The 23794-nt window shown below is 31.7% G+C and carries 21 protein-coding genes; 16 read left to right on the top strand and 5 right to left on the bottom strand.

Annotated elements, in window-relative coordinates; genetic code table 11:
* Positions 1-188 precede the first annotated feature (188 nt).
* The 6 genes from desA to Q5Y73_RS15530 all read left to right on the top strand — a co-directional run bounded on the left by desA (position 189) and on the right by Q5Y73_RS15530 (position 6541).
* Positions 189-1208 (top strand): Delta(5) desaturase DesA, encoded by a 1020-nt coding sequence (gene desA, locus Q5Y73_RS15555; RefSeq protein ID WP_305992833.1) that lies wholly within the window; start codon positions 189-191, stop codon positions 1206-1208.
* Positions 1209-1490: 282 nt separating this feature from the next.
* Positions 1491-2126 carry a GDSL-type esterase/lipase family protein gene (locus Q5Y73_RS15550; RefSeq protein ID WP_305992832.1) on the top strand — a complete coding sequence of 212 codons (636 nt, stop codon included), beginning with the start codon at positions 1491-1493 and terminating at the stop codon, positions 2124-2126.
* Positions 2127-2279: 153 nt separating this feature from the next.
* A complete protein-coding gene (locus Q5Y73_RS15545) occupies positions 2280-3425 on the top strand; it encodes an Ada metal-binding domain-containing protein (RefSeq protein WP_305992831.1) in 1146 nt (381 codons plus the stop codon).
* Between the two features lie 50 nt (positions 3426-3475).
* Positions 3476-5005 (top strand): stalk domain-containing protein, encoded by a 1530-nt coding sequence (locus Q5Y73_RS15540; protein ID WP_305992830.1) that lies wholly within the window; start codon positions 3476-3478, stop codon positions 5003-5005.
* A 141-nt stretch (positions 5006-5146) separates the two neighbouring features.
* Complete coding sequence (locus Q5Y73_RS15535; protein WP_305992829.1) at positions 5147-6052, top strand: multicopper oxidase family protein; 906 nt, start codon at positions 5147-5149, stop codon at positions 6050-6052.
* Positions 6053-6157: 105 nt separating this feature from the next.
* Positions 6158-6541 carry a helix-turn-helix domain-containing protein gene (locus tag Q5Y73_RS15530; protein ID WP_305992828.1) on the top strand — a complete coding sequence of 128 codons (384 nt, stop codon included), beginning with the start codon at positions 6158-6160 and terminating at the stop codon, positions 6539-6541.
* 71 nt (positions 6542-6612) lie between these two features.
* Here Q5Y73_RS15530 and Q5Y73_RS15525 read toward each other — a convergent pair whose 3' ends face one another.
* Positions 6613-8547, bottom strand: a complete 1935-nt coding sequence (locus tag Q5Y73_RS15525; protein ID WP_305992827.1) for an ankyrin repeat domain-containing protein — start codon at positions 8545-8547, stop codon at positions 6613-6615.
* A 164-nt stretch (positions 8548-8711) separates the two neighbouring features.
* Here Q5Y73_RS15525 and Q5Y73_RS15520 point away from each other — a divergent pair, with 164 nt between their 5' ends.
* The 10 genes from Q5Y73_RS15520 (at position 8712) to Q5Y73_RS15475 (ending at position 20023) form a co-directional block, all read left to right on the top strand.
* Positions 8712-9161: a MarR family winged helix-turn-helix transcriptional regulator gene (locus Q5Y73_RS15520; protein WP_305992826.1), complete on the top strand. Its 450-nt coding sequence runs from the start codon at positions 8712-8714 to the stop codon at positions 9159-9161.
* Between the two features lie 157 nt (positions 9162-9318).
* The gene (gene gshAB / locus Q5Y73_RS15515) at positions 9319-11652 is read left to right on the top strand and encodes a bifunctional glutamate--cysteine ligase GshA/glutathione synthetase GshB (protein ID WP_305992825.1); all 2334 of its coding nucleotides are present in this window, start codon (positions 9319-9321) and stop codon (positions 11650-11652) included.
* A 77-nt stretch (positions 11653-11729) separates the two neighbouring features.
* Positions 11730-12695 (top strand): ABC transporter ATP-binding protein, encoded by a 966-nt coding sequence (locus Q5Y73_RS15510; RefSeq protein WP_305992824.1) that lies wholly within the window; start codon positions 11730-11732, stop codon positions 12693-12695.
* The gene (locus Q5Y73_RS15505; RefSeq protein ID WP_305992823.1) at positions 12692-13804 is read left to right on the top strand and encodes an ABC transporter permease; all 1113 of its coding nucleotides are present in this window, start codon (positions 12692-12694) and stop codon (positions 13802-13804) included. Before Q5Y73_RS15510 ends, Q5Y73_RS15505 begins: the two co-directional genes overlap by 4 nt.
* Positions 13805-13983: 179 nt before the next feature.
* On the top strand, positions 13984-15138 hold the full coding sequence (locus Q5Y73_RS15500) for an aminotransferase class V-fold PLP-dependent enzyme (protein WP_305992822.1): 1155 nt from the start codon (positions 13984-13986) through the stop codon (positions 15136-15138).
* A 1-nt stretch (position 15139) separates the two neighbouring features.
* Positions 15140-16063, top strand: a complete 924-nt coding sequence (gene rarD, locus Q5Y73_RS15495; RefSeq protein ID WP_371320221.1) for an EamA family transporter RarD — start codon at positions 15140-15142, stop codon at positions 16061-16063.
* A 231-nt stretch (positions 16064-16294) separates the two neighbouring features.
* Positions 16295-16705 carry a CBS domain-containing protein gene (locus Q5Y73_RS15490; RefSeq protein ID WP_305992821.1) on the top strand — a complete coding sequence of 137 codons (411 nt, stop codon included), beginning with the start codon at positions 16295-16297 and terminating at the stop codon, positions 16703-16705.
* A gap of 269 nt (positions 16706-16974) precedes the next feature.
* Positions 16975-17904, top strand: coding sequence for an NAD(P)/FAD-dependent oxidoreductase (locus tag Q5Y73_RS15485; protein WP_305992820.1), 930 nt, complete (start codon positions 16975-16977; stop codon positions 17902-17904).
* 224 nt (positions 17905-18128) lie between these two features.
* On the top strand, positions 18129-19181 hold the full coding sequence (locus Q5Y73_RS15480) for a CgeB family protein (RefSeq protein ID WP_305992819.1): 1053 nt from the start codon (positions 18129-18131) through the stop codon (positions 19179-19181).
* Between the two features lie 47 nt (positions 19182-19228).
* The gene (locus tag Q5Y73_RS15475) at positions 19229-20023 is read left to right on the top strand and encodes a glycosyltransferase family 2 protein (protein ID WP_305992818.1); all 795 of its coding nucleotides are present in this window, start codon (positions 19229-19231) and stop codon (positions 20021-20023) included.
* A 12-nt stretch (positions 20024-20035) separates the two neighbouring features.
* On the opposite strand, the gene rfbD is transcribed toward Q5Y73_RS15475, so the two are convergent.
* The 4 genes from rfbD to rfbA are packed head-to-tail and all read right to left on the bottom strand — an operon-like array spanning position 20036 to position 23783.
* Positions 20036-20887 (bottom strand): dTDP-4-dehydrorhamnose reductase, encoded by an 852-nt coding sequence (gene rfbD / locus Q5Y73_RS15470; protein ID WP_305992817.1) that lies wholly within the window; start codon positions 20885-20887, stop codon positions 20036-20038.
* Positions 20888-20938: 51 nt separating this feature from the next.
* The gene (gene rfbC / locus Q5Y73_RS15465) at positions 20939-21487 is read right to left on the bottom strand and encodes a dTDP-4-dehydrorhamnose 3,5-epimerase (RefSeq protein WP_305992816.1); all 549 of its coding nucleotides are present in this window, start codon (positions 21485-21487) and stop codon (positions 20939-20941) included.
* A complete protein-coding gene (locus tag Q5Y73_RS15460; RefSeq protein ID WP_305992815.1) occupies positions 21484-22875 on the bottom strand; it encodes a glycosyltransferase in 1392 nt (463 codons plus the stop codon). The genes rfbC and Q5Y73_RS15460 overlap by 4 nt, the downstream gene beginning before the upstream one ends.
* A gap of 41 nt (positions 22876-22916) precedes the next feature.
* Positions 22917-23783 carry a glucose-1-phosphate thymidylyltransferase RfbA gene (gene rfbA / locus Q5Y73_RS15455; RefSeq protein WP_305992814.1) on the bottom strand — a complete coding sequence of 289 codons (867 nt, stop codon included), beginning with the start codon at positions 23781-23783 and terminating at the stop codon, positions 22917-22919.
* Positions 23784-23794 lie beyond the last annotated feature (11 nt).

Here is a 23794-nt window from a genome sequence, read left to right as displayed (position 1 = left end):
TGAAGATATTTTACTCAAATATAAGCAGTTTGAAGTGGAAACTCTTGATTAAACGTCTAAAGTAATATACAGAAAAACAAAACAGAGAGCAATGTGATAACTGGTAACTGCAAATGTATTATACATTATTCAGTAATATGCATTGTTTACTACCAATGATTATCTTTGAATTGTTTAGGAGGAAAACAATGAGTAAAAAAAACCATCAATATTTAAAAAAATTAGTTGCCCCTTTTGAAAAATCTAGTACCAAATCAAGTACAAGGCAAATATTGAATACTTTCTTGCCGTTTTTTCTACTTTGGTTTGCAGCGTATCTAAGCTTAAATGTTTCTTTTTGGTTGTCTCTTCTTTTTTCAGTCCCTGCCTCAGGGTTTTTAGTACGTATTTTTATCATTTTTCATGATTGCTGCCATCAGTCGTTCTTTAAAAGCAGAAAGAAAAATGACATTCTTGGATTTGTGAGTGGTGTACTGACTCTGTTTCCATATGAAAAGTGGAAAAGAGAGCATTCTATTCATCATGCTACAAATGGAAACTTAAACAAAAGAGGGACTGGAGATATTTGGGTTCTAACCGTTGAAGAATATGTAAAAGCTTCTTTTTGGAAAAGGTTAGCTTATCGTTTATATAGAAACCCGTTTATCATGTTTGGTTTAGGTCCAATATATATTCTCATCATTTTAAATCGTTTTAATGCGAAAGATGCAAGGAGAAAAGAGCGTATCAGCACTTATATCACTAATTTATTTATTGTAGCATTATATGTGTTTATGTGTTTTGCTATTGGATGGAAAGCATTCATTATGATCCAAGCTCCAATTCTTTTTGTAAGTGGTGTATTAGGAATATGGTTATTTTATGTACAGCATCAATTCGAAGATTCATACTTTGAAGAAGAAGAAAACTGGGATTATGTTAAGGCTGCAATAGATGGAAGCTCTTATTATAAACTGCCAAAAGTTTTTCAATGGATCACTGGGAATATAGGTTTTCATCATGTCCATCACCTTAGTTCTAAAATCCCGAATTATAACCTTGAAAAGGTGCATAAATCAATTACTGAACTAAAAAAAGCAACAACGATTAAAATAGGATCAAGCTTAAAATCTCTTCGTTTCAAACTTTGGGATGAAAGACGGAAAACTTTTATCACTTTTAAAGAACTAAAAAAGTTTTATTTTAATAGGAAAGTCAATGTAAAATAAAATATTCTGAATTTTAATTCATCCTTTTAAGTAGTTGATTACTTAAAGGGATTTTTTTTGAGTTGATGATCTGGGCATGAACCCATATTGAGGTTTTTGCATAGGATACATTACTAATAAAGTGAACCTTTCTTTCAGTGGGTATACGTATACCCACTAAAAGTTAGTTGAACTTATCAGGTGATTGCATTCCGCTATGTATGTATAACAGAAGATTATGGAATGTTGAAACTTGATAAAAAGAGCGGTCTATTCAAAAGGGACTAGAGAGGATGATTCAAGTTGATTAATTATTTAGCTTTGGGTGATTCCTTAACAGTTGGTGTAGGAGCGCCTTCTCCTCAATCTGGATTTGTTCCACAGTATGTATCTATGGCTTATAAACAAATAAATAAATATGTGGTTTGCGAAAATTTTGGCGTCTCTGGTGCAACTTCGGATGATGTATTGGATATGATTACGAATTATGATGATGTTCAGGTATTGATTAAACAAGCTGATATAATATCTATTACAGTTGGTGGGAATGATATGAAAAATGCTGCATTACAATTCTTAAAATCGAAAAAACAAAGTGTTTTAGCTGGAGCATTAAAACGTTTTAATAAAAATTTTGATGAAATTATTGATAGGATTCACTATTTCAAAAAATATAATACTCATAAATACATGATAAGGGGAATGAACTTATATAATCCTTTTCCAAATATACCAGGTACAGATGTTTGGGTGAGGAAATTCAACAAACATATCCAAAGTTTTGAAAGCAAGAGTATAGGTATTGCTAATGTATATCCTTTATTTTTAGGCAGAGAAAAAGAACTATTATCATATGACCAATTTCATCCAAATGGTAAAGGATATTATTTAATGGCGACAGCTATGAATGAACTTGGTTATGCACCATTAGTAAAATAAGGCTAATAAAGTTAGTCTATATAAATGTTTATATAGAGAACTGCAAATGTAGAGCTTGACATTCACGTACATTCGCAGCTCTCATTTTCCATATACTGACGATTGATGTATGATGAAAGGTAACGATATGATTTCAAGAAATGGAGAATCGTCATGGATTATATACTAAGTAATAATGACATGTACAACATAATGAAATCTCGAGATTCATCATATGATGGGAAGTTTTTTATATGTAAGAAGACTAATGAAACGTATTGTTTAGCTTCGTGTGAATCCGTTCAATCACCAACAATTGAAGAGATTATTTTTACCCAAACCTTCATAGAAGCAGAAGCAAATGGATATAAGCCTTGTAAATTGTGTCATCCAAATGTACATGAAGTGAAATGGAAAGATCGAGTAGATGTTTTGGATATTGAGGTGCCTAATGAATTCGATTTTATAGAATGTTTAGTTATTTTAAATAGATCAGATGAAGAATGTTTACATAAGGTAGTACAAAATGAATTGTACAAGCTGTTGAAGTTTAATAAAAAATTTGTTTTGTTTAAAATCTCATTTCAAAATCACTTAACAGTTACATTTTTGAACGGTATTCCAACACAATGGATGAGAGCGCAGATTGCTAGATATATATGGGATATGTTTGATCTTGGTACAGACATAACCCCATTTTATTCATCATTTAAAAGTGATCACATAATGGGGAAACTTACAGAAAAATTTTATGGGTTAAGATTAATAAAAATAAATAATTTATTTGAAGCGTTGTGCTGGTCTATTTTAGGGCAACAAATTAATTTGAGGTTTGCTTATACATTAAAAAAACGTTTTGTACATCAATTTGCTGAGAACTTTACATATAAAGATACTCAATACTGGGTTTTTCCAACGGCTGATCAGATAGCTGATGTTAAAGTTGAAGAGTTAAAGGAGATGCAAATCTCTACTAGAAAAGCTGAATATATTGTTGGGGTTGCCAAGTTGATTTCCAACGGGATTTTAGATCAAAAAAAACTAAGGTATGAAGAAAACTATCAAAGAATAGTTGAACAACTTACCTCTATTAGAGGAATAGGCAAATGGACTGCTGATTATACGATCATGAAATGTTTTTCGATAAATAGTGCATTTCCGATCGCAGATGTTGGGATACATAACGCTTTAAAAACAATTCTAAAATTAAATGAAAAACCTTCTATAAAAGAATTAGAAAAATTAGTAAAACAATGGGAGGGGTGGGAGTCGTACGCAGCATTTTATCTATGGAGATCGTTGTATGATGAGATCGATTAGTACAGTAGAACGTGATATAATGGCTGTAAAAAAAAGGAGAGTAACTATAAATGAACATATCTGTAAAACTATTAACTAGATTCAAAGTATTTGTAATTGCAGCTCTGATATCATCAATAATTTCTATTTCAATGATTCATGCAGAAGGTACAGGAGTTTGGGAAGAGGTTTCAAGCTTGAATCAACAAAGGATCAATTTTCAAATTGAACAACTTGATGACAAAATATATGCAATTGGAGGTATGTATTTAGTTACAGAAAATCAATTTGATTATCTAGATCGTGTGGAAGTATACAACATCAAAAATAACACATGGACAGATGTTGCTAGTATGAATGAGAAGAGAACTGGATTTCAAACCGTAGTGCTGAATGATAAAATATATGCTATTGGTGGTTATTATACAGTATCTGATGGAATCGATAGCAGTTATATCCATTTAAATTCAGTGGAAGTTTATGACCCAGCAAATGATGTCTGGATAGAATCAGCAAGTATGGTGAACCCATTATCAAGTAGTATGCAAGCAAAGTCAGCAAATAGTGAGATTTATGTAGTGAAGGATTATGATGTTGGTTGGGAAAATGGAGAACACTTATATAAACATATTATAGAAGTGTATAATCCAGAGAAAGATACTTGGGAAAAAGGAGCTAGTTTTGTAGATGCCAATGAAACTTTGTACATGGAAGAATTAAATGGTCAAATCTTTTTAATAGGTTCTGACAAAATAAATAGATACGATTCTGAGGAGAATGATTGGATAGAAGTAGAAATGAAATCTTTGGATATAGAAAATGTTTATTTAACAGAAGCTACAAGTGATAAAATTATCCTAATTGGTACGTCAAAAAACAGTACACAAGTTAGCAGTGTTGTCACATATGATCCATCAACGAATTCCTGGACTACAGCTGAAAGTTTATCTACTCCCATTGAAGGAAGTAATTATTCCTCTCTAACTTTGAATGGGGATATTTATGTATTGGATATGATGGATAGCCTTAAACATCAAATAGGAACGTTACAAGTGTATGATATGGTAAACGACAATTGGAATGTCATCACAAACATATATCAAAATAAAAGAGGATATCAAGCAACTATTGTTGATGAGAAGGTTTTTATTATTGGTGGACAGGAGGTTGAATCCTATCAGTCAAATCATATAGATAGGATTCAACTTATTTCACAAGATCAAGTTAGAGTATATGATTTAGAGTCAGATTTTTCAATTGTCATTAATGATCAAGTAACAAGGTTTGATACCCCATCATTGATTAAGAATGGTACTACTATGGTTCCGATGAGAGATATATTTGAATCACTTGGTGCAGAGCTAAAGTGGGATAATCAAACTAAGACTGTAACAGCAATAAAGGATGATATTAAAATTGTTTTACAAATAGGGTCGGATGAAGCCATGTTGAACAATCAAACGATGAATCTGACTATGCCTGCTGAAATTATAAATGGCTCTACTCTTGTTCCATTAAGATTTGTAAGTGAATCGCTAGGAGCTAATGTAAATTATCAACAGGATGAAAATAATAAAATAATCTCAATTCATATGAACTAATGGCTTCATTGATTCAATAAATACAAAAGGGCACTGTCTGAATTGCAGTGTTCTTTTTATGTTTATTTGAAACATATATTATCATTAATTACGTTTGCTGCATCATATTGTGGGAAGTTTTAAATGCAAGGAGTGAGTTTTATGGTTATTACACAAGGAATCCCAAATCTTCCTTACGTATTAAAAGATGGCATAAAATATTTTAATTTAATTGCAGAGCCTGTGACGAATCCATTATTGTCTGATATATATATGAGGGGATGGGGATATAATGGGACTATCCCTGGTCCTACTATTCAAGTATATCAAGGGGACATCGTAAATATTAGAGTTTATAACAAACTAGCTGAACCGACAAGTGTACATTGGCATGGCTTAGATTTGCCCAATGTAATGGATGGTGTTCCAGAAGTTGAACCTTCTCCTAAAATAGAACCAAATCAATATTTTGATTATCGCTATAAAATAATTAATCCCCCAGGAACACATTTGTATCACACACATTATCACACTGCAAAACAAGAAATGATGGGAATGGGTGGTGCTTTTATCATACTGGAACCTCCTCAAAAACAAACACATATTCAAAGAGACTATTTTGTCCTATTACAGGAGTTTGCATTAACAGGACTATCAAAAGGAACTTTACCTGCAGGAACCTATAATGTAAATCCGATGTCTCATGATCTTAATTTCTTTACGATGAATGGAAGATGTTTTCCTTTTACTGAACACCTTCTTGTTGAGAGAGGTGAAAATATCCGTATTCGATTGGGGAACCTAGGTATGAATGCACACCCTATTCACCTGCATGGTCATCAATTTATAGTTACTGCAACAGATGGAAACTCTTTTTCAGAAAATAATCAATATGTAAAAAACAATATATTAGTTGCTCCAGGGGAAACTTATGATATTGAATTTTATACTAATAATCCAGGGATTTGGCCATTTCATTGTCACATTCCGCATCATTTAACAAATAACTTTACAGTGAATACTGGTGGCATGTTTTCAACAGTAAGTTATTTAAATGAGATGAAATAAAATAAGGATTGTTATTTTAATGTGAATCTATTAAAATAATACAATTAAGTGTAATAATAATTTGAAACTGTCAGAAGTTTAAAAGGATTTAAAGGGGACATCATGATGGGAACAATGGTTCTTCAAAGACCTTCACAGAAAATACTGAATAAAATGCAGGAACTAGATCACAAAGAAGTGACAGAAAATGAAATGATTGGGATTAATGTATATATACTTCGAGAAACAAAAAATTTAACACAAAAAAAATTATCTGCCGAAAGTGGATTATCAATTTCATCGATCTCAAAAATTGAACGTGGAAAAAGAGTTTCAGATAAAACAATAAATCGAATATGTGATTTTTTTGGACATAGAAATACAGAACTTAACCAAAAGCTTATTTTAGATTCAGATGAAACAGGTATAAATATTACTGTACGATTAAAGAAGAAAAGAAAGATGCTAGATTTAGATCGAGAGTTACTAGGTTTATTAGGTGTAAAATAAGAAGAAAAAAATAAAATAATTCCTAAGTCCAATTTTACTAATGTAGAGGACTTAGGAATGTGGAAGAAAAATTATCCTTCTGCACCTTTAAACGTTTCAAAATTATATATCATTTCTTCGATTTGGTTTAAATATTTCTCGAAAAATGTTACAGTTACTTCTCCTCTAATATTATAATCTATTTGGTTATTTGTATATATCATATGGAATACAATGTTGTTTGAAGTTGTTTGCTCTATTATTATTTTTGCTGTATCTCCATTTTTCAATCTGAAGTCTAAGAATGAATCTAAATTCATTGGAAAATGATAACCAGCATAAGCTGATACATGATTCGATGGATCAGTATTTAATGATAAACCATCCCCATTTGTTGGGGCCTCTCCTATTTTCCAGTCTGATGGAAACTTTACAATGAAACCAAACCTTTGATTTGTATAAGTTTGCCATCCACTTTGTGTTTGTTCAGTTTCCTTAGGCACCTCTATCTTTTCGAATCTTTCTATTCCAATTAAATTCAACAAGTGAAGTCCTTTTGGATTAATATGTTTTATGAAATCAGTAAATCCTCCAGAAGTGCGTATTTTGTTCTCTAATTTCTTAATGTAACTTTCAGCATGATTATTTTCTTCTTCTGGATCTAATCCTGCATTAATGAGTGTTGTTGCTATTTCAAAATCTGTCGAGACTATATAGTGTAAAGCAGTAGAACCATTTCGATCTTTTTGTTTCAAATTCACATTATAATTTATTAATTGATTAACAATTTGATCATGTCCTAAACTTGAAGCATGCATTAAAAGAGTAAGATGCCCATCTTGTATCACAGTATTCACGTCCATTCCTGCATTAATCAGGGTCTTAAAAATCATATAATTCCCTTTTTCAACAGCAAGAAATGGAACGGATTTGAATATTGTATTTGAGTTATCGTTTGGATTAGCCCCTAATATTAGAAGCTGCTTTACTTCTTCAATGTTATTATTTTCAATTGCATCTAATAGTTTATTGTTTAGCTCTAATATTGCTTTTTCATTTACAACTTTAACATTTTCAATACTTTTTAATTTATTTTTCAACTTTGAATTTAGTGCTTTGTTTAACATTTCAATAGATCTTTCATTTTGAAATTGTTTTATTTTTTCATACATGAAATCCCCGTGTATGAGTACTTGAGTTAAATTTTGAACAATTTGTTCATTGTTTGCCTCGTTACCATCTAGATAATTATTAATAGACAATAATACATTGTTCAGACCGCTTATGTAATGATCGTTTGCTTCTTCAAATATTAGTTCATCTAATAGAATTTCATGTTCTAGCTGTATGGTCATTTGCTCTTTATATTCAATTATTGTCTGTTCTAGATTCATTATGGAATTGATCTTTTGCTGAGGACTATCCACTCCTATAATGAGATCAATGGTTTCTACTCCAAGATCATATAATTTGTTATTATTTTCTTCTAGTATTTCAAGATAGAATAATGTAGAGTTTTCTTTTTGAACTGCAGCTTTATATGAAGTGATTAAAGAGGTTGTACTTAAAGCGATCCAAACAAATGTGAATAAAATGAAAAAAGAAACTACCACTCCATTCTTACTAATCCCACCAGCTTTTCGTAAATTAGTTGCAAAATCAGAGTACTTATTTTGTTTTGACATCTTCTTCATTTTCTTTTTTACAAAATTAAAATAAATAGAATTCCCAAATGTAAATAGTATGATATGGATAACAATGGGGATCAAATAAGAATATTCAATATTAAATAAAACAAAAAAACATTGCAAAACCAGTATGGTTATAAAATAGATGAATAATACAAGATTCATCCTTCTGTAACTAAGCCATAACGGACCGAGAATACCAGCAGATAAATTAAAACCCGCAAAGATCCATGGATGGTCCCACTTCTTCCATTTATCCATATAATATTTACTATCAGTAAAATGATGTATATGTGAAGTTGTATCGTTGCTATCTATATTTTCTCTTGAATTGGACATTGTTAACCCTCCATTTTAATTTATGCACTCAAACATAATTCTTTATTTATCTCTAGAACCCTTTATTCAAATAAATAGATCTCAGTTATTTGGTTGCAAAATGCAAATAAATAACGTATGATTTCATTATAAACCTAGAAAATAATATATAGGGGGTGGATGTTATGGACCAATTTAGAAATTCCATGTTGATATTAGCTAGAAAATTTGGCATTTTAAACGAACAAAGCTGTATGAGTTGCTGTGGTAAAGAACTATCCCTTGTGCAAAGTCATATATTATATGAGGTCGATCGTCAGAATCAACCTTCAATGCAAGACGTGGCAGGTGCGTTAAGTATAGATATTACAACGTTTAGCAGACAAATTAAGAACTTGTCTGATAAAAAAATGGTAAAGAAAACACCAGATCCAAAAGATAATCGAATTCATATATTGTCATTAACGGAAAAAGGAAAGGAAATTCAAGACAAAATAGATCAAGAGGTAAATATATATCTTGAACAAGTGTTTGCTGAATTAAGTGAGTTTGAAAGGGATACAATTATAAGATCCATTGAATTGCTAAACGGTAAGATGAGTAAAACAGGAATTTGTTGTATTCCTGCGAAATAAAGATGGATGATATTTTTTTACTACCAACTAAAACTTGTATTATGCAAGTTATTCTATGGATTATAAATGATGTAATACAGATAATAAATCTTAAGTAATGCACCATGAAAGCATAATAAATAAGTTCTGATTATAGATAGGAGGGAGCTGAAATACGATGGTCAGTCATTTTTTTGATATTGTCCAAAAGTTGAACTTGGAACAATTTCTTTTTAAAGGGAATTTTGGAATAGAAAAGGAAAATGTAAGAGTTAAAGAATCTGGTGAATTAGCTTTATCTCCTCATCCTAAATCCTTTGGGAATAAGTTGGCCAATCCGTATATTACTACTGATTTTTCTGAAAGTCAGATTGAAATGGTTACACCTATGTTCAATACGATTGAAGAATGTTATCGCTTTTTAGAAAATCTCCATCATATTGTAGCATTAGAATTAGAGCGTGAATATTTATGGCCGCAAAGTAATCCTCCAATGCTGCCCAATGAATCAGAGATTCCAATTGCAAAATATGAGAATACGGAGAAGGGAAAAGAAGCGGAGAAATATAGAGAAAATTTAGCAGCAGATTATGGAAAAAAGAGGCAGTTAATCTCTGGCATACATTATAATTTCTCGTTTAATGAGGAGTTTTTGCAGAAAGTATATAGTGCATCAAATTTAGAGATTTCCTTTAAACAGTTCAAAAATGAAACTTATCTTAAAATCAGTAGGTTTGTATTGGAATATAGGTGGCTGCTGATTTATTTATTCGGAGCAAGTCCTGGTGTTCATTCAAGTTACAATAAAGAATGTGTGGATGAAATGGAAAAAATAGATGAAGAAAGCTCACATTTTGAATTTGCTAGTTCGTTTAGAAACGGAGTATGTGGATATCGAAATGAAGATAATCCGAATGTTTCTTATGATTCTGTAGATCAATATGTTGAAGACATTAAACAATTAGTCCGCGATGGAAAAATCCAAAGTGAAAAAGAATATTATAGTCCGATCCGTTTAAAAGCAAAAGATAAATCAGATTTATTAACTTCATTGCAAAATGATGGAATTCAATATATTGAACTTAGAATACTGGACTTAAATCCATTTTCAAAAATAGGTATCCATTTAGATACGCTTTATTTTATCCATCTATTTATATTGTTTTCCTTATTTCATGAAGAATCGAATTCGTCCAATCACACTCGTATGACTTCTTTTATGAATCATGAACTAGTGGCTTCTCTTGGAAGGAAACAGCACTTAAAACTTTTTAAAAACGTGCGAGAAGTGATTTCTCTTAAAGAATGGGGAAATGAAATATTAGATCAAATGGCTCAGATTATTTCTAAATGCGGTATTAAACAGGATTTATACGATACAATTATTCAACATGCTAGAAATCAATTAAATGAACCTAATCAGATTATTTCTTCCAAAATAATCGATGAGATTAAGGAAGAATCCTTTATAAAGTTTCACATTAACAAAGCAAAGCAATACCTAGAGGAAATTAAATCAACGGAATATCATTTTTTAGGTTATGAGGATATGGAGCTTTCTACTCAAATTTTATTAAAGGATGCTATAAAAAAGGGAATCGACTTTAAAGTTTTAGACCGAGAGGAGAATTTTATTGTTTTAAATAAAGGGAGTAAAAAAGAATATATCAAACAAGCAACAAAAACGTCTTTGGATTCCTACAGTACCATTCAAATTATGGAAAATAAAGTTGTGACAAAAAAAGTTCTTGACGAGTATGGAATTTTAGTGCCAAAAGGTATAGTGTACGGACAAAAAGACGGTGTTGTTCCAGATTATATCTCATTTGTTGGACAGGAGATCGTAATTAAACCTAAATCAACAAATTTTGGTTTAGGAATTACAATATTAAAAGGTCATTTTTCAAAAACAACGTTTGAAAGAGCGATTGAGCTTGCGTTTAAATACGATCATTCCATTCTGATTGAGGAATTTGTTCATGGAAGGGAGTATCGTTTTTTTGTTATTAAAGAAGAAGTTGTGGGCATACTTCATCGTGTACCAGCAAATGTGACAGGAGACGGAAAATCAACGATTGAAAAGCTTGTAAAAGAAAAAAACAAAGATCCTTTGAGAGGAAAGGGATATAAAACTCCGTTAGAAAAAATAAATTTAGGAGAGTCAGAGGAAATGTTTTTAGGAACACAAGGTTTAAACTTTCAATCTATTCCTCAGATTGGAGAAACGCTTTATTTAAGAGAAAACTCAAATATAAGCACAGGCGGGGACAGTATTGATTTTACTGTTAAAATACCTAACTACTATAAAAATATCGCTGTATCAGCTGCAAAAGCTGTTGGAGCAACAATTTGCGGCGTAGATATGATCATTAGCGATGTTAAGAAAGAAACAAGAGAAAACTATAGCATTATCGAACTGAATTTTAATCCAGCTATACACATTCATTGTTTTCCTTTCAAAGGGGAGAATCGTAAATTAGGTGAAAAACTGTTAGAGGCACTGGGTTTTTAAGTACCCGTTTAGGGTATGGAATGATATAATTTGGTAATAGAAGGGATGAAAATCCTAGGAGGGTGGGGAGTAAGAAAATGAGTGAAGGGAAATTTGAAGAATCAGTCATTTCAGTAGAAGGCTTATATAAAAAATATGGGCAGTTTATAGCAGTAAATAAGATCAATTTTGAAGTAAAACAAGGTGAGGTATTTGGTCTATTAGGTCCTAATGGTGCTGGTAAAACTACTACGATGGAAATGATAGAAGGACTTAGAAAACCTGATGGAGGAAAAGCGTTAGTTGCTGGTTTTGATACACAGAAACAGTTGAATAAAGTGAAAGAAGTGATTGGTGTTCAATTACAATCAACTTCTTTATTTGATTTGTTGAAGGTAAAGGAAATTGCACAAATGTATGCTAGTTTTTATCCGAATCCACTAGCCATAGAACCTCTATTGGAAAGCGTGAATTTACAGGAAAAAATGAATGATCGTGTGAAAAATTTGTCGGGAGGACAAAAGCAGCGTTTAGCTATCGCATTAGCTTTAGTTAATGATCCTAAGGTTATCTTCTTGGACGAACCAACCACTGGACTTGATCCTCAAGCCAGAAGAACTTTATGGGATATTATTTTAAGGTTGAAACAACAAGGAAAAACCATTATTTTATCTACTCATTACATGGATGAGGCACATATATTATGTGATCGTATTTGTCTAGTGGATCAAGGGAATATTATTGCTCTAAATTCTCCTCAAGAGCTGATAAAAAGCTTAGATTCGGAAAGTGCGATTGAGTTTAATTTATCAAATACAGATGTATTAAAAGAAAATGATAGGAAAGCACTTATTCAAGAATTTAAAATGATGAATGCAGTAAAACAAGTAGATGTACATAACGATACTTATATATTGTATACAAATCAATTACAACATACTTTAACGGATTTAATACAACAAGCGGATGAGAAAAAGATAAATTTGGCAGATTTGCAAACTAGAACAGCTACATTAGAGGATGTATTTATACATATGACGGGAAGGAGTCTGAGAGAGGAATGAAGGGATACGGACAATTAACCATTGCACAACTGCGAATATTTGGGAGAAATCGTCAAGTTCTTTTCTGGACACTGTTTTTTCCTATTTTTTTAATGATCATGATCGGTTCTTTTATAGGGGGGGGCAACAACGTTTCATTGCAAGGCGTTATCATTGATATGGATCAATCAAATGAATCTCAGATATTTGTAGATGGATTAATTTCAAATCAAACGTCGATGGATGCTCCTGTATCCGTTCAATTTGAGTTAATAGAAGATGAAGTTAAGGCAAAAGAACTCTTAAAACAAGGTGATATTCAGCTTATTGCGATCGTGCCCGAAGGGTATAGTGAAGAAGTTAATGCTGAAGGCGGAGCTTCAAATATTATTTTATATTATGATGAAACAGATCAATTAAGATCAACAATAGGGATTGGTTTAGTTGAAGGTGTAGTAGACAATATTAGCAAAGAGATGGCTGGATATAAACCAATAATTACAGTGCAGCAAGAAGGTCTTCAATCTATCAATTTGACATACATTGATTTTTTGGTGCCAGGTATAGTAGCTATGATGATCATGTCTAACAATTTGAATGGGGTAGCTGGTCAAATTTCTTCTTGGAGGGAAAGAGGCGTACTTCGAAGAATGCAAAGCACAACGTTGAAAGCATCCACTTTCATTGCTGCTCAAATTACAGCTAGACTTTTACTAAATGGATTGCAAGCTTTAATTGTTTTATTAGTGGGGAGCTTAGTATTTGGAACACAAGTTAACGGTTCTTGGTTTTTATTGATTCTTTTTGTCATACTAGGGACACTAACCTTTATGTCCATTGGATTTATTATTGCTTCTATTGCAAAAACACCAGAGAGTGCAGGACCGATTGCAGGTTTTATTTCTTTCCCATTATTGTTCCTTGGAGGCGTATTCTTTCCAATCGATGATATGCCGTCATACTTGCAGCCCATAGTAAATTCGCTGCCTATTGCTCACTTGAGTACAGCGTTTAGACAGATTATGAATGTTGGAGCAGATTTAACTACGCTTTGGAGTGAAGCATTGTTATTAAGTGGCTGGATGATTGTAGCTTTTGTAATAGCAAGTTTTACTTTCAAATGGGATTGAGGGAGGAAATAAATAAACAAATAACTATCTATTTTGTGTAAAAGAATGGCAATGAGCATAACTATATGCTCATTGCTTTTTTTGTTGAAGTTAATATTAGAGAATTCGATGATATCCATTCATATTATTCATAACCCTCTTACACAAAATGTTATATAATTTATTGGGGGTATGATATAATGAGCGATTCAATTTGTTTTCAAAGAGGTTCGTTTCCAATGCTTAAACATTGGAATTACTTGTCTAGTTGTTCTCAAAGTGCACTACACGAGGATGTACTGGAAGCGATGAATGATTATCAAAAGAGTTTATTGGTGATAGGGAATAATTGGGACATCGCGATTGAGAAATTAGAAAAGACTAGAGCCAGCTTTGCGAAATTTATTGGGGCAGAAGTTGACGAAATTGCTATTGTCCCTTCTGTGTCAGATGCAATTTCTCGGATAACTATGTCTTTGCCTATAATAAAAGAAAGAAATACACTTGTGTTTACTGATCTAGATTTTCCAACAGTAGGTCAAATATTACAGGCTCAAAAAGAACAAGGTTTTAGGCTGGAAATGATTCATTCAGAAAACGGAGTTATTGAAACAGATGCATACGAAAAAGAAGTAAGTGAAAATACATTATTAACATATATCCCACATGTCTGTTACTATAATGGATTTAAACAAGATATCAAATCTATTTCTAATATTGTACACCAAAAAGGTTCTCTCTTATTTGTAGATGCTTATCAATCAGCAGGACATATTCCTATTCATGTAAAGGAAATGGATATTGATATATGTACAACTGGAATGAGAAAATATATGTTGGGTATAGCTGGTATTGCTTTTTTATATATAAAAAAAGATCTAATGGATCAATTAAAACCCAAATCATTAGGGTGGCTAGGACAAGATAAGCACAGTATGTTTAATTTAACTCATCCTACGCTAGCTACAAGTGCTCGAAGATTTGAAGGTGGTACTCCATCTTTTATTAGTATATTTGCAGCACATGCAGCACTTGAATTATTTCAAAAGCTTGATTTGCAGTCTATAAGTAATTATCATGAAGATCTTACCCAAAAGATCTTAGAGTATGCGATAGAACATAGACTTCCAATTTCAGGGTCATTAAACATAAAGAAGAGAAGCAGTTTAACGTCTTTTTATGTAGAGAATGCTGAAAAGCTCGGAAAATTATTTAAACATAGAAATATCAATGTAACAACAAAAGATCAGGTTATCCGTATGGCTCCGCATTTTTACAATACCTATGATGAGGTTGTACAAATGATGGACGTACTTGTTAAACATAATAGTGATGAATGGCAGAGGAGATGTTAATTTGAAGACTGAAAAACAAACTTTTGTAATTGGAACCTTGTACTCACTTGGAGCGTATATACTATGGGGACTGCTTCCGATTTATTGGAAGTGGCTTGAACATGTGCCAGCAGGTGAAATCTTAGCACATCGTATTGTGTGGTCATTTGTTTTTGTCATTGCAATTATATATTTAACGAAGAAATCAACAGCTTTTCGCCAACAGCTTATTGATTTTTGGGAATATCCTAAAAGAATTGTTCCTGTACTGATAGCAGGTGTGTTAATTAGCTGTAATTGGTTTATCTATATTTGGGCAGTAAATCATAATCAAATTGTTGAAGCTAGTCTTGGGTATTATATAAATCCATTATTAAGTGTTTTATTAGGTGTTATTGTATTACGAGAAAAGTTATCAAACTGGCAAGTTGCTGCATTGGTTTTAGCAGGAATTGGTGTTTCAATCTTAACATTTCAACATGGTGAGGTTCCTTGGTTATCTATTGCTTTAGCTCTTAGTTTTGCATTATATGGTTTAGTCAAAAAATTAATAACATTGGATTCCGTATTTTCTTTAGCAATAGAAACAACACTTGTTTTACCAATCGCTTTGTTTTATATTGCCAATCTGCAAGGACAAGAAACAAGCAGTTTTTTAACTTTATCAACTTCAACGACGATATTGTTAATATGTACAGGAGTTGCAACTGCTTTACCTTTATTGTTTTTTGCTGAGGGACTGCAAAGAATATCGTTATCACTAAACGGTTTTTTTCAATATTTAGCGCCAACAATTTCGTTAGTATTAGCAGTATTTATATATCAGGAGCCATTTACAACCGTGCAGTTGATTAGTTTTATGTTTATATGGCTCGGTCTGATCCTATTTACGATTTCAAATACTCATTTTGTAAAGGCTTCGGAAAAAAAACCTGTAAATGTTTAGTAATGAATGATTTAATCTTATTTTAATTTATCGTTCATTAAATTTTATTACAATGAATATATAATGAATGATGTAACATTTTGCTCACACTACAATTGGAATGAAAGAAGAAGCACTTTATGTTATGATATTAAATGGACTTAATCATGGTTATCTTCTTTCCCTCGAAATCAACATGATAAAGTAGGTTTTTATTAATTTCGAAGTAATTTATACCGAGGTGAAATTATAATGAATGTAGCTTTTTTTCTAACACCGAAATCTGAAGTCGTTTACTTGAACGAATCATGGAGTATGAGACAAGTGCTCGAAAAAATGAAAAATTACCGGTATGCAACTGTTCCTATTATAAATGATCAAGGGAAATACATAGGAACAATATCTGAGGGTGATTTATTATGGCAAATGCATGAATTGATCGGAGAGTCTATAGATATTTATAGTCAAATAAAATTAAAAAATATTCCTTTATATAACAGTTATAAACCTATTCATGTCCGAGGTGAAATTGAAGGATTAATAGATTTAACGATTAGACAGAATTTTGTACCTATTATTGATGATTTAGAACATTTTATTGGAATTGTTACAAGGAAAGATATTATTCATCATTTGAATTCTAAATTGAAAACAACCAAGTAATATGTAAAGAAAAACGTTGCTGTGAAAGTTACAGCGACGTTTTTTTGTATAAAAACAATTTGCTATGATTCACAAATGTATATTTGCAAATATATTTATACAGCTCCACAATTTTCAGCAACCTTGTTATATCGGTCTTTTTCAGCGGGATGTATTTAATTAGTATTGAACTAATTTGTAAAAACTCCACACACGTCCATACCATATTTTTTAATTTGAATATAATGGTGCAATGAAGCAACAGATACTATATTGGAGCGTGGTCGTGAATGAACTCTTTACTTTATTTATATGATGTTGTCATCGTAGGCGGAGGACCAGCTGGATTAAGTGCTGCACTTGTACTAGGTCGTTCAAAAAGAAGGGTATTGTTGTTTGATGACAATAAACCAAGACATGCGGTAACGTATGAATCTCATGGATATTTAACGAGAGATGGAATCAAACCAAATGAACTGAAAAAAATAAGCAGAACGCAATTAGAAAAATACAGTAATGTGACAATAAAAAATGAAAAAGTTGTGTATGTTAATAGTATTGAAAATGGAACTGCAGATCAATGTTTTAACATAGTTACTGAACAATGCAATACATTTTATAGTCGGAAAATATTATTTGCTACAGGTGTGAAGGATCAACTCCCTCAAATAAAGGGATTAAACGATATTTATGGGCGGAGTGCTTTTCCATGCCCTTATTGTGATGCGTGGGAATTTAGCGATCAACCTCTCGCGGTAATAGGGAATTCTAAGACAATTTTTGAATATACGAGATCTTTACACAATTGGAGTACCGATTTAGTTCTATTTACAAATGGAACAGCAAATATGACCGAAAAACAAAAAAGAGAATTAATTCAACATAAAATACCTATCATTGAGAGCAAAATAAAATGTTTGGAATCACAAAAAGGTATGTTGAAAAGTTTTCAATTAGAAGATGGAAAGAAAATTATTAGAAAAGCAGCTTTTGTTGAAGAGATACGTGAAGTTCAATCATGCAAAATTCCAAAAGAACTGGGATGTAAAATAGATGCAAATGGAGCTTATTTAACAGAGCAGAATGGTTTGTCAGATGTACCAGGAGTATATATTATTGGGGATGCAAAAAATTTATTTTCTGGACTAATGAAATCTGCTAGTGAAGGATATTGCGCGGCTGTTTCTATCAATAAAGAAATTATAGAAGAGAATTGGTGAGAATTAGATTTCGTAAACAGACTTTATTCATAAATGTTTATGTGACACTTCAAAATTTATGAGCATAACAATCTTGAACATACCTTACACATCGTTATACAAATAAAATAGAAAGATAGGTTATTTTAGCCTATACAAGTACAACTTTATTTGAATAGGATAGATCATCTGGAAATCAATGTGAAGCAGTACTTATTCAGGTTTAAAAGGGAGGAAGGTTGAATTTGAAGTTCATAAAGAAATATAAAATGAATCGAAATTCAAATCATTATATAAATAACGATAAAAATAAAAAGAAGCTAAAGATATTATATGTTCAATCTGGTAAAAGGCAGCCTTACGTTGCATTAGAGGAATCATTAATTAAATATTTTAAAAAAGAAATCCCACAATTTCATACTATATTGCCTCATGAACATATTCATAAAGTTGCACAAGAGATCAAACCTCATCTTATATTAGTCTTTGACGGTTGGAACTTTTCAGTAACAAAAATAAAAGTGTTAAAAAGATTAGGTTTTGTAACGGCTGTCTGGTTATTAGATGACCCATATTATACAGATATTACTGAAATCATTGCACCTAAATATGATTATATATTTACAGTTGAAAGTGGCTGTATAGATTTTTATAAATCACTAGGTTGTAAAAATGTTAATTTTTTACCTCTTGCTGTGGACCCTGACATTTTTAAATTAAATAGGAATGTAGAAGCGGAATACAAATCCGATGTACTATTTGTTGGAAATGCTCATCCAGATAGAGTAGATTACTTTAAAGAAATTGAAGCAGAATTATTGAAAAGAAATATTGGGATTATAGGACCTGGCTGGGAAGAGATCAACGATTCCTTACTTACTAAAACAATAATAAAAAATAATTGGATCACTCCTGAAGAAACAGCCAAATATTATAATGGAGCAAAAATTGTGATCAACATGCATCGTTCCATTGATAATCCAAATATAAACAGAAACACAAAGGTGAAAATTAACGCTTTATCTGTCAATCCAAGAACTTTCGAAATAGCAGCTTGTGGAGCCTTCCAACTAACAGATATAAGAAAAGATTTATATGATCTGTATACACCTGGTCATGACATTGCCACTTATAAAACATCGATAGAAATGATAAGAAAAATGGATTATTATTTATATCATTCAGACAAAAGACAATCAATGGCAGCTAAAGCTATGGAGAAGACATTACAAAACGAAACTTATTCAATAAGAGTAAATCAATTGCTAGAATATTTAACCAAGGAACTAAAATTGTAATGGATTAAAAATGTTATTCTTATAAAGTAATAAAAGGAGAGGACTTCATGAAAAATTCAGTTGTCGTCAGATGTTATAATACTCTTCCTTTAATAAAAAAGTGTGTAGAGGCAGTAATAAATACAACTGATTTAAATACTGAAATCATACTAATAAATAACCACCCTCCTTATCAAGATGTTATGGAATATTTACAGAATTTAAAACGTCCTAGAGTTAAAGTATTAGACCCTGGAAAAAATATAGGTGGAATAGAAGGATTCAATTATGGAGCCTCAAAAGCAAGTGGTGAATATTTAGTTGTACTCGATGATGATATTATTGTTCCCAATAATAATTGGATAGAAGTAATGGCTCAATCTTTGAATGAGCACCCTAACCTAGCCTACGTATCATTAGCTTGGTCTGAAATGATAAATATTAACGCTAACTCATTAGATCAATTTATACAAAAACCAGAATATACAATGAAAATGATGAAAGATGTAGTTATTTTAGGATGCACCATGATTAAAAAATCTCTTTGGAATGAGCACTTTAATATAAAAGAACCCTTACATTGGTATGGAACTGATCTAAAATACAAAAGGAAAGCAGCCGAAAAAGGGATGGATACAGGCATGATTTTATCACACATGGTAGAACATTTAGCTCGTACAGAGCAGTCCGATCCTTTATATGGTGTGTGGAAAGTAATCTATACTGAAGGACTCACTCAAAAAAATTATAAATACTGGAAAGAAAATAAAAATAGTTTAACACCTGTTGAAGAATGTGAGCTAATACAATTTGGCTATCCAAAATCACAAATCATTGAAATTGAACATTTATTGAAGCAATAAATGTTCAATTTCTTAATTTATTTCAGTTAAAGATTCTTTCAAGGCATCTTTCCAATGTCTCATTTGCTTAAAATCATTCAAAATTAAGGCTCTATCACTTAAAACAGAATACGTGGGGCGTAAAACATTATATTTAAAGTATTCAGACCGTACTTTGTTTAATTGAATCGTTATGTTTTTCTCTTTAAAAATACAATTTGCAAAATCAAACCAAGAACAGCTTCCTGTATTTGAAATATGATATATACCGAATTTATCGGTTTGTATTAATTGATGAATTCTTTCACATAAATCAACCGTATAAGTAGGACTTCCTATTTGATCAAATACAACTGAAATTGTGTTTTTTTCTTTTGCCAAGGTCAGCATATTTTTCACAAAATTACGACCATGTTTTCCATATAACCATGAAGTACGGACAATATAAAATTGATTATGAAAATCACGAACAAATTGTTCACCTGCTAGTTTTGATTTTCCATAATGATTTATTGGATTAGTCTGATCAAATTCAGTATAGGGGGTTGATGAGTTTCCATCAAATACATAATCCGTACTGATGTAAACGAGCTTTGCACTTATTTGTTCTGCAGCGATAGCAATATTTCTTGAACCATAACTATTAATTAAATATGCTTGATCAGGCTTCGTTTCTGCTAGATTAACATTTGTATATGCGGCACAATGAATGACAACATCTGGTTCGTTTTCATGAAGTATTTTTTGTACACAACTTACATCTGTGATATCTAGTTCATGTTTACCAAAATCGTAGACTTTATTACCAGTTGCTTTAAAGTGATTGACCATGTCTGTACCAAGTTGCCCGTTTGCTCCAGTTATTAATACTTTAAGTCGCTTCAAAGAATTCCTCCTTCATTCTTCCCACCACTTTCTATTTTTGACATACTTCTCCTAACTAAAATCGTTTTCTACTTCTTTTAATAATGGATGTTTTTTATCTTTACTAGATAGAATTGGATGAGTAATTGGCCACTCAATCCCAATATCTGGGTCATCCCAAGCAATGCCTCTATCTAATTCTGGTGAATACTGTTCGTCTACTTTATATATTACATTCGTGTTGGTGGTCAATGTGCAGAAACCGTGTGCAAAGCCTTTTGGAATATACAATTGCCGTTTATTATACTCACTTAAAATAACACTGATCCACTTAGAAAAAGTAGGAGAACCTTTTCGAATATCGACTGCAATGTCTATTATCACACCAGTAGCAGCACGTACTAATTTTGTTTGGGCTTTAGGATTTAATTGATAATGCAGCCCTCGAATAACCCCAGCATCTTTAGAGAACGAGTGATTATCTTGTATGAAATTTGCTGATAAACCTGCATTATGAAATTTATGTTTTTGATAAACCTCCATAAAAAAACCACGATGATCTTCAAATGACGGTGTCTCAACTATGAATACTCCTGGTAGTCCAGTTTTTTTGAAATTCATAATATTTCCTCTACTAGTTTTCTTACCTTTACTATATATAGAACGGTTGTAGCATCAAGTTCGTCTGTTTTTAATTTATATCTTTCACCTAATGATATTAGCTCATTTATGAATGATTTTGTATTTTCTGTAGCATCTAAACTTATGGAATTGATATTTTCTATTAGCATGTTACGAGGAATGAGCGTGGGGATTGTTGATTTTGTAAAAAAACGCAAATGTTTTTTATCAAGAATTCCTAAAGTTTTATATGAAAAATCACCTTGTATCAGTCCCGACAACACTTTTAAATTGGAAATATTATGAACGGAAAGTATGAAGTAACCGTCTACCTTAAGCAGTCTTACCAAACGTTGTACGACTCTCCATGGATCCCTCAAATGTCCTAAGATGTCATCACAAATAATACAATCAAATCTCCCTAGTTTATTTTCTGATATTTTCATGTTTTCAATGTCCTCATGAAAAACTTGATTTAGATGTTTTTTTGCAAACGCAAAAGCTTCACTATTTTTTTCTATACCCACAATCTCACATTTATGTTGGTTTGCAAATTCGACAGCCAATGAGCCCATTCCACAACCTACATCTAATATACGAGAAGCGGTTTTTGGAATCATTGAAACGATATCTAAAGAAGGATACATTAAATAAAGCGTTTCCTGTCCCCATTTTTTATTAAATATAGCCTTGTTTTTCACAAATAATTTAGAAAATTCTCTTTTTCTGGCTCCAAATGTAATATTGCCAAAATGATGAACAAAAGAGTCCTGCACGATCCTTAATTCATAACCCTTCATCAAGGCTCTTAAACATAAATCATATTCTTCAAAATAGCCCATCCCATAAGCCTCATCAAATAGTCCAATTTCATTTAATACTTCTCTTTTACAAGCCAAAGCAAAACCCACAAGTCTCAATACTCTTCTAGATTCTTTAGCATGTTGAACACAATATTGTTTAGAATATTCAGTAAGGCCTTTAAGTGTTTCCTCACAATATTGCACTTGAACTTTTTGTAAGCCGTCTATATTATCGTTATTTGTAACAGGACCTACCATTGCGATTTTGTCACTTGAAATTAATGTATCGATTAAAGGCTCTAACCACCCATTTGTAACAACAACATCATTATTTAAAAATACAATGATATCTCCATTCGCAACATTAACAGCTTGATTGTTACCTACAACAAAACCCACGTTCTCTTTATTGTATATAACACGCAGATCGGACTGTTTTTTTAAATAATCTACTGTATCATCCTTTGAGGCATTATCCACTACAATGATTTCGTATTCTGGCTGTGTACATCTCCTGATGCTTTCAATACACTTTTTTGTATATGCTAGTTGGTTGTGTGTCAAAACAATGATGCTTGTTTTCATGTGGAAAGGACACTCTCCTTTTATAACATAAATTTGATATTTTAGTTGTTCACTATATCCATTAAATATTTGCTGTAACTGTTTGTTTTCATAGACTTTGTTAACTTTAGTAGTTGTTCATTAGTAATATAACCTTTTCGATACGCAATTTCTTCGATGCAAGCAATTTTTAGATTTTGCCTTTTTTGTATGGTACTCACAAATATCGAAGCTTCTTGCAGCGCATTGTGAGTGCCAGAATCAATCCATGTAAAACCTCTACCTAATAGTTCTACATGTAAATCATTTAAGTTTAAATAAGCTTGATTCACATCTGTTATTTCAAGTTCTCCCCTTGAAGATGGTGTTAAATGTTCAACGATATCTACAACTCTATTATCATAAAAGTATAAACCAGTAACAGCATAATTTGATTTTGGTTGATCTGGTTTTTCAACAATGGATACAACTTGCTTATTTTGATTTAATTCAATCACTCCAAATCGTTCAGGATCTTTCACGGGATAACCAAAAATAGTAGCTCCCTTTTTTTGAGAAATAACACGATCAAGTATTTGTATAAATTGATGACCATGAAAAATATTATCTCCTAGTATTAAAGACACTCGATCATTATGAATAAACTTTTTCCCAATTTTGAATGCTTCTGCAATCCCTTTTGGCTCTGTTTGTACCTCATAAGATATGGTTAATCCTATATCTTTACCATCTTTTAGAAGTTGCTTGAATCTAGGAGTATCCTGAGGAGTGGAAATAATTAAGATTTCTCTTATGCCTGCTAACATTAAGATGGATAACGGATAATAAATCATAGGTTTATCATAAATAGGGAGTAATTGTTTTGAGAGAACTTTTGTTAAAGGGTATAATCTGCTTCCACTGCCACCAGCCAAAATAATCCCTTTCATATAAAACCCTC

The sequence above is a fragment of the Chengkuizengella axinellae genome, assembly GCF_030730905.1.
Lineage (GTDB): Bacteria > Bacillota > Bacilli > Paenibacillales > KCTC-33759 > Chengkuizengella > Chengkuizengella axinellae.
Note: the sequence above shows the minus strand (reverse complement) of the source record. Positions and strands in the feature narration are given on the sequence as shown.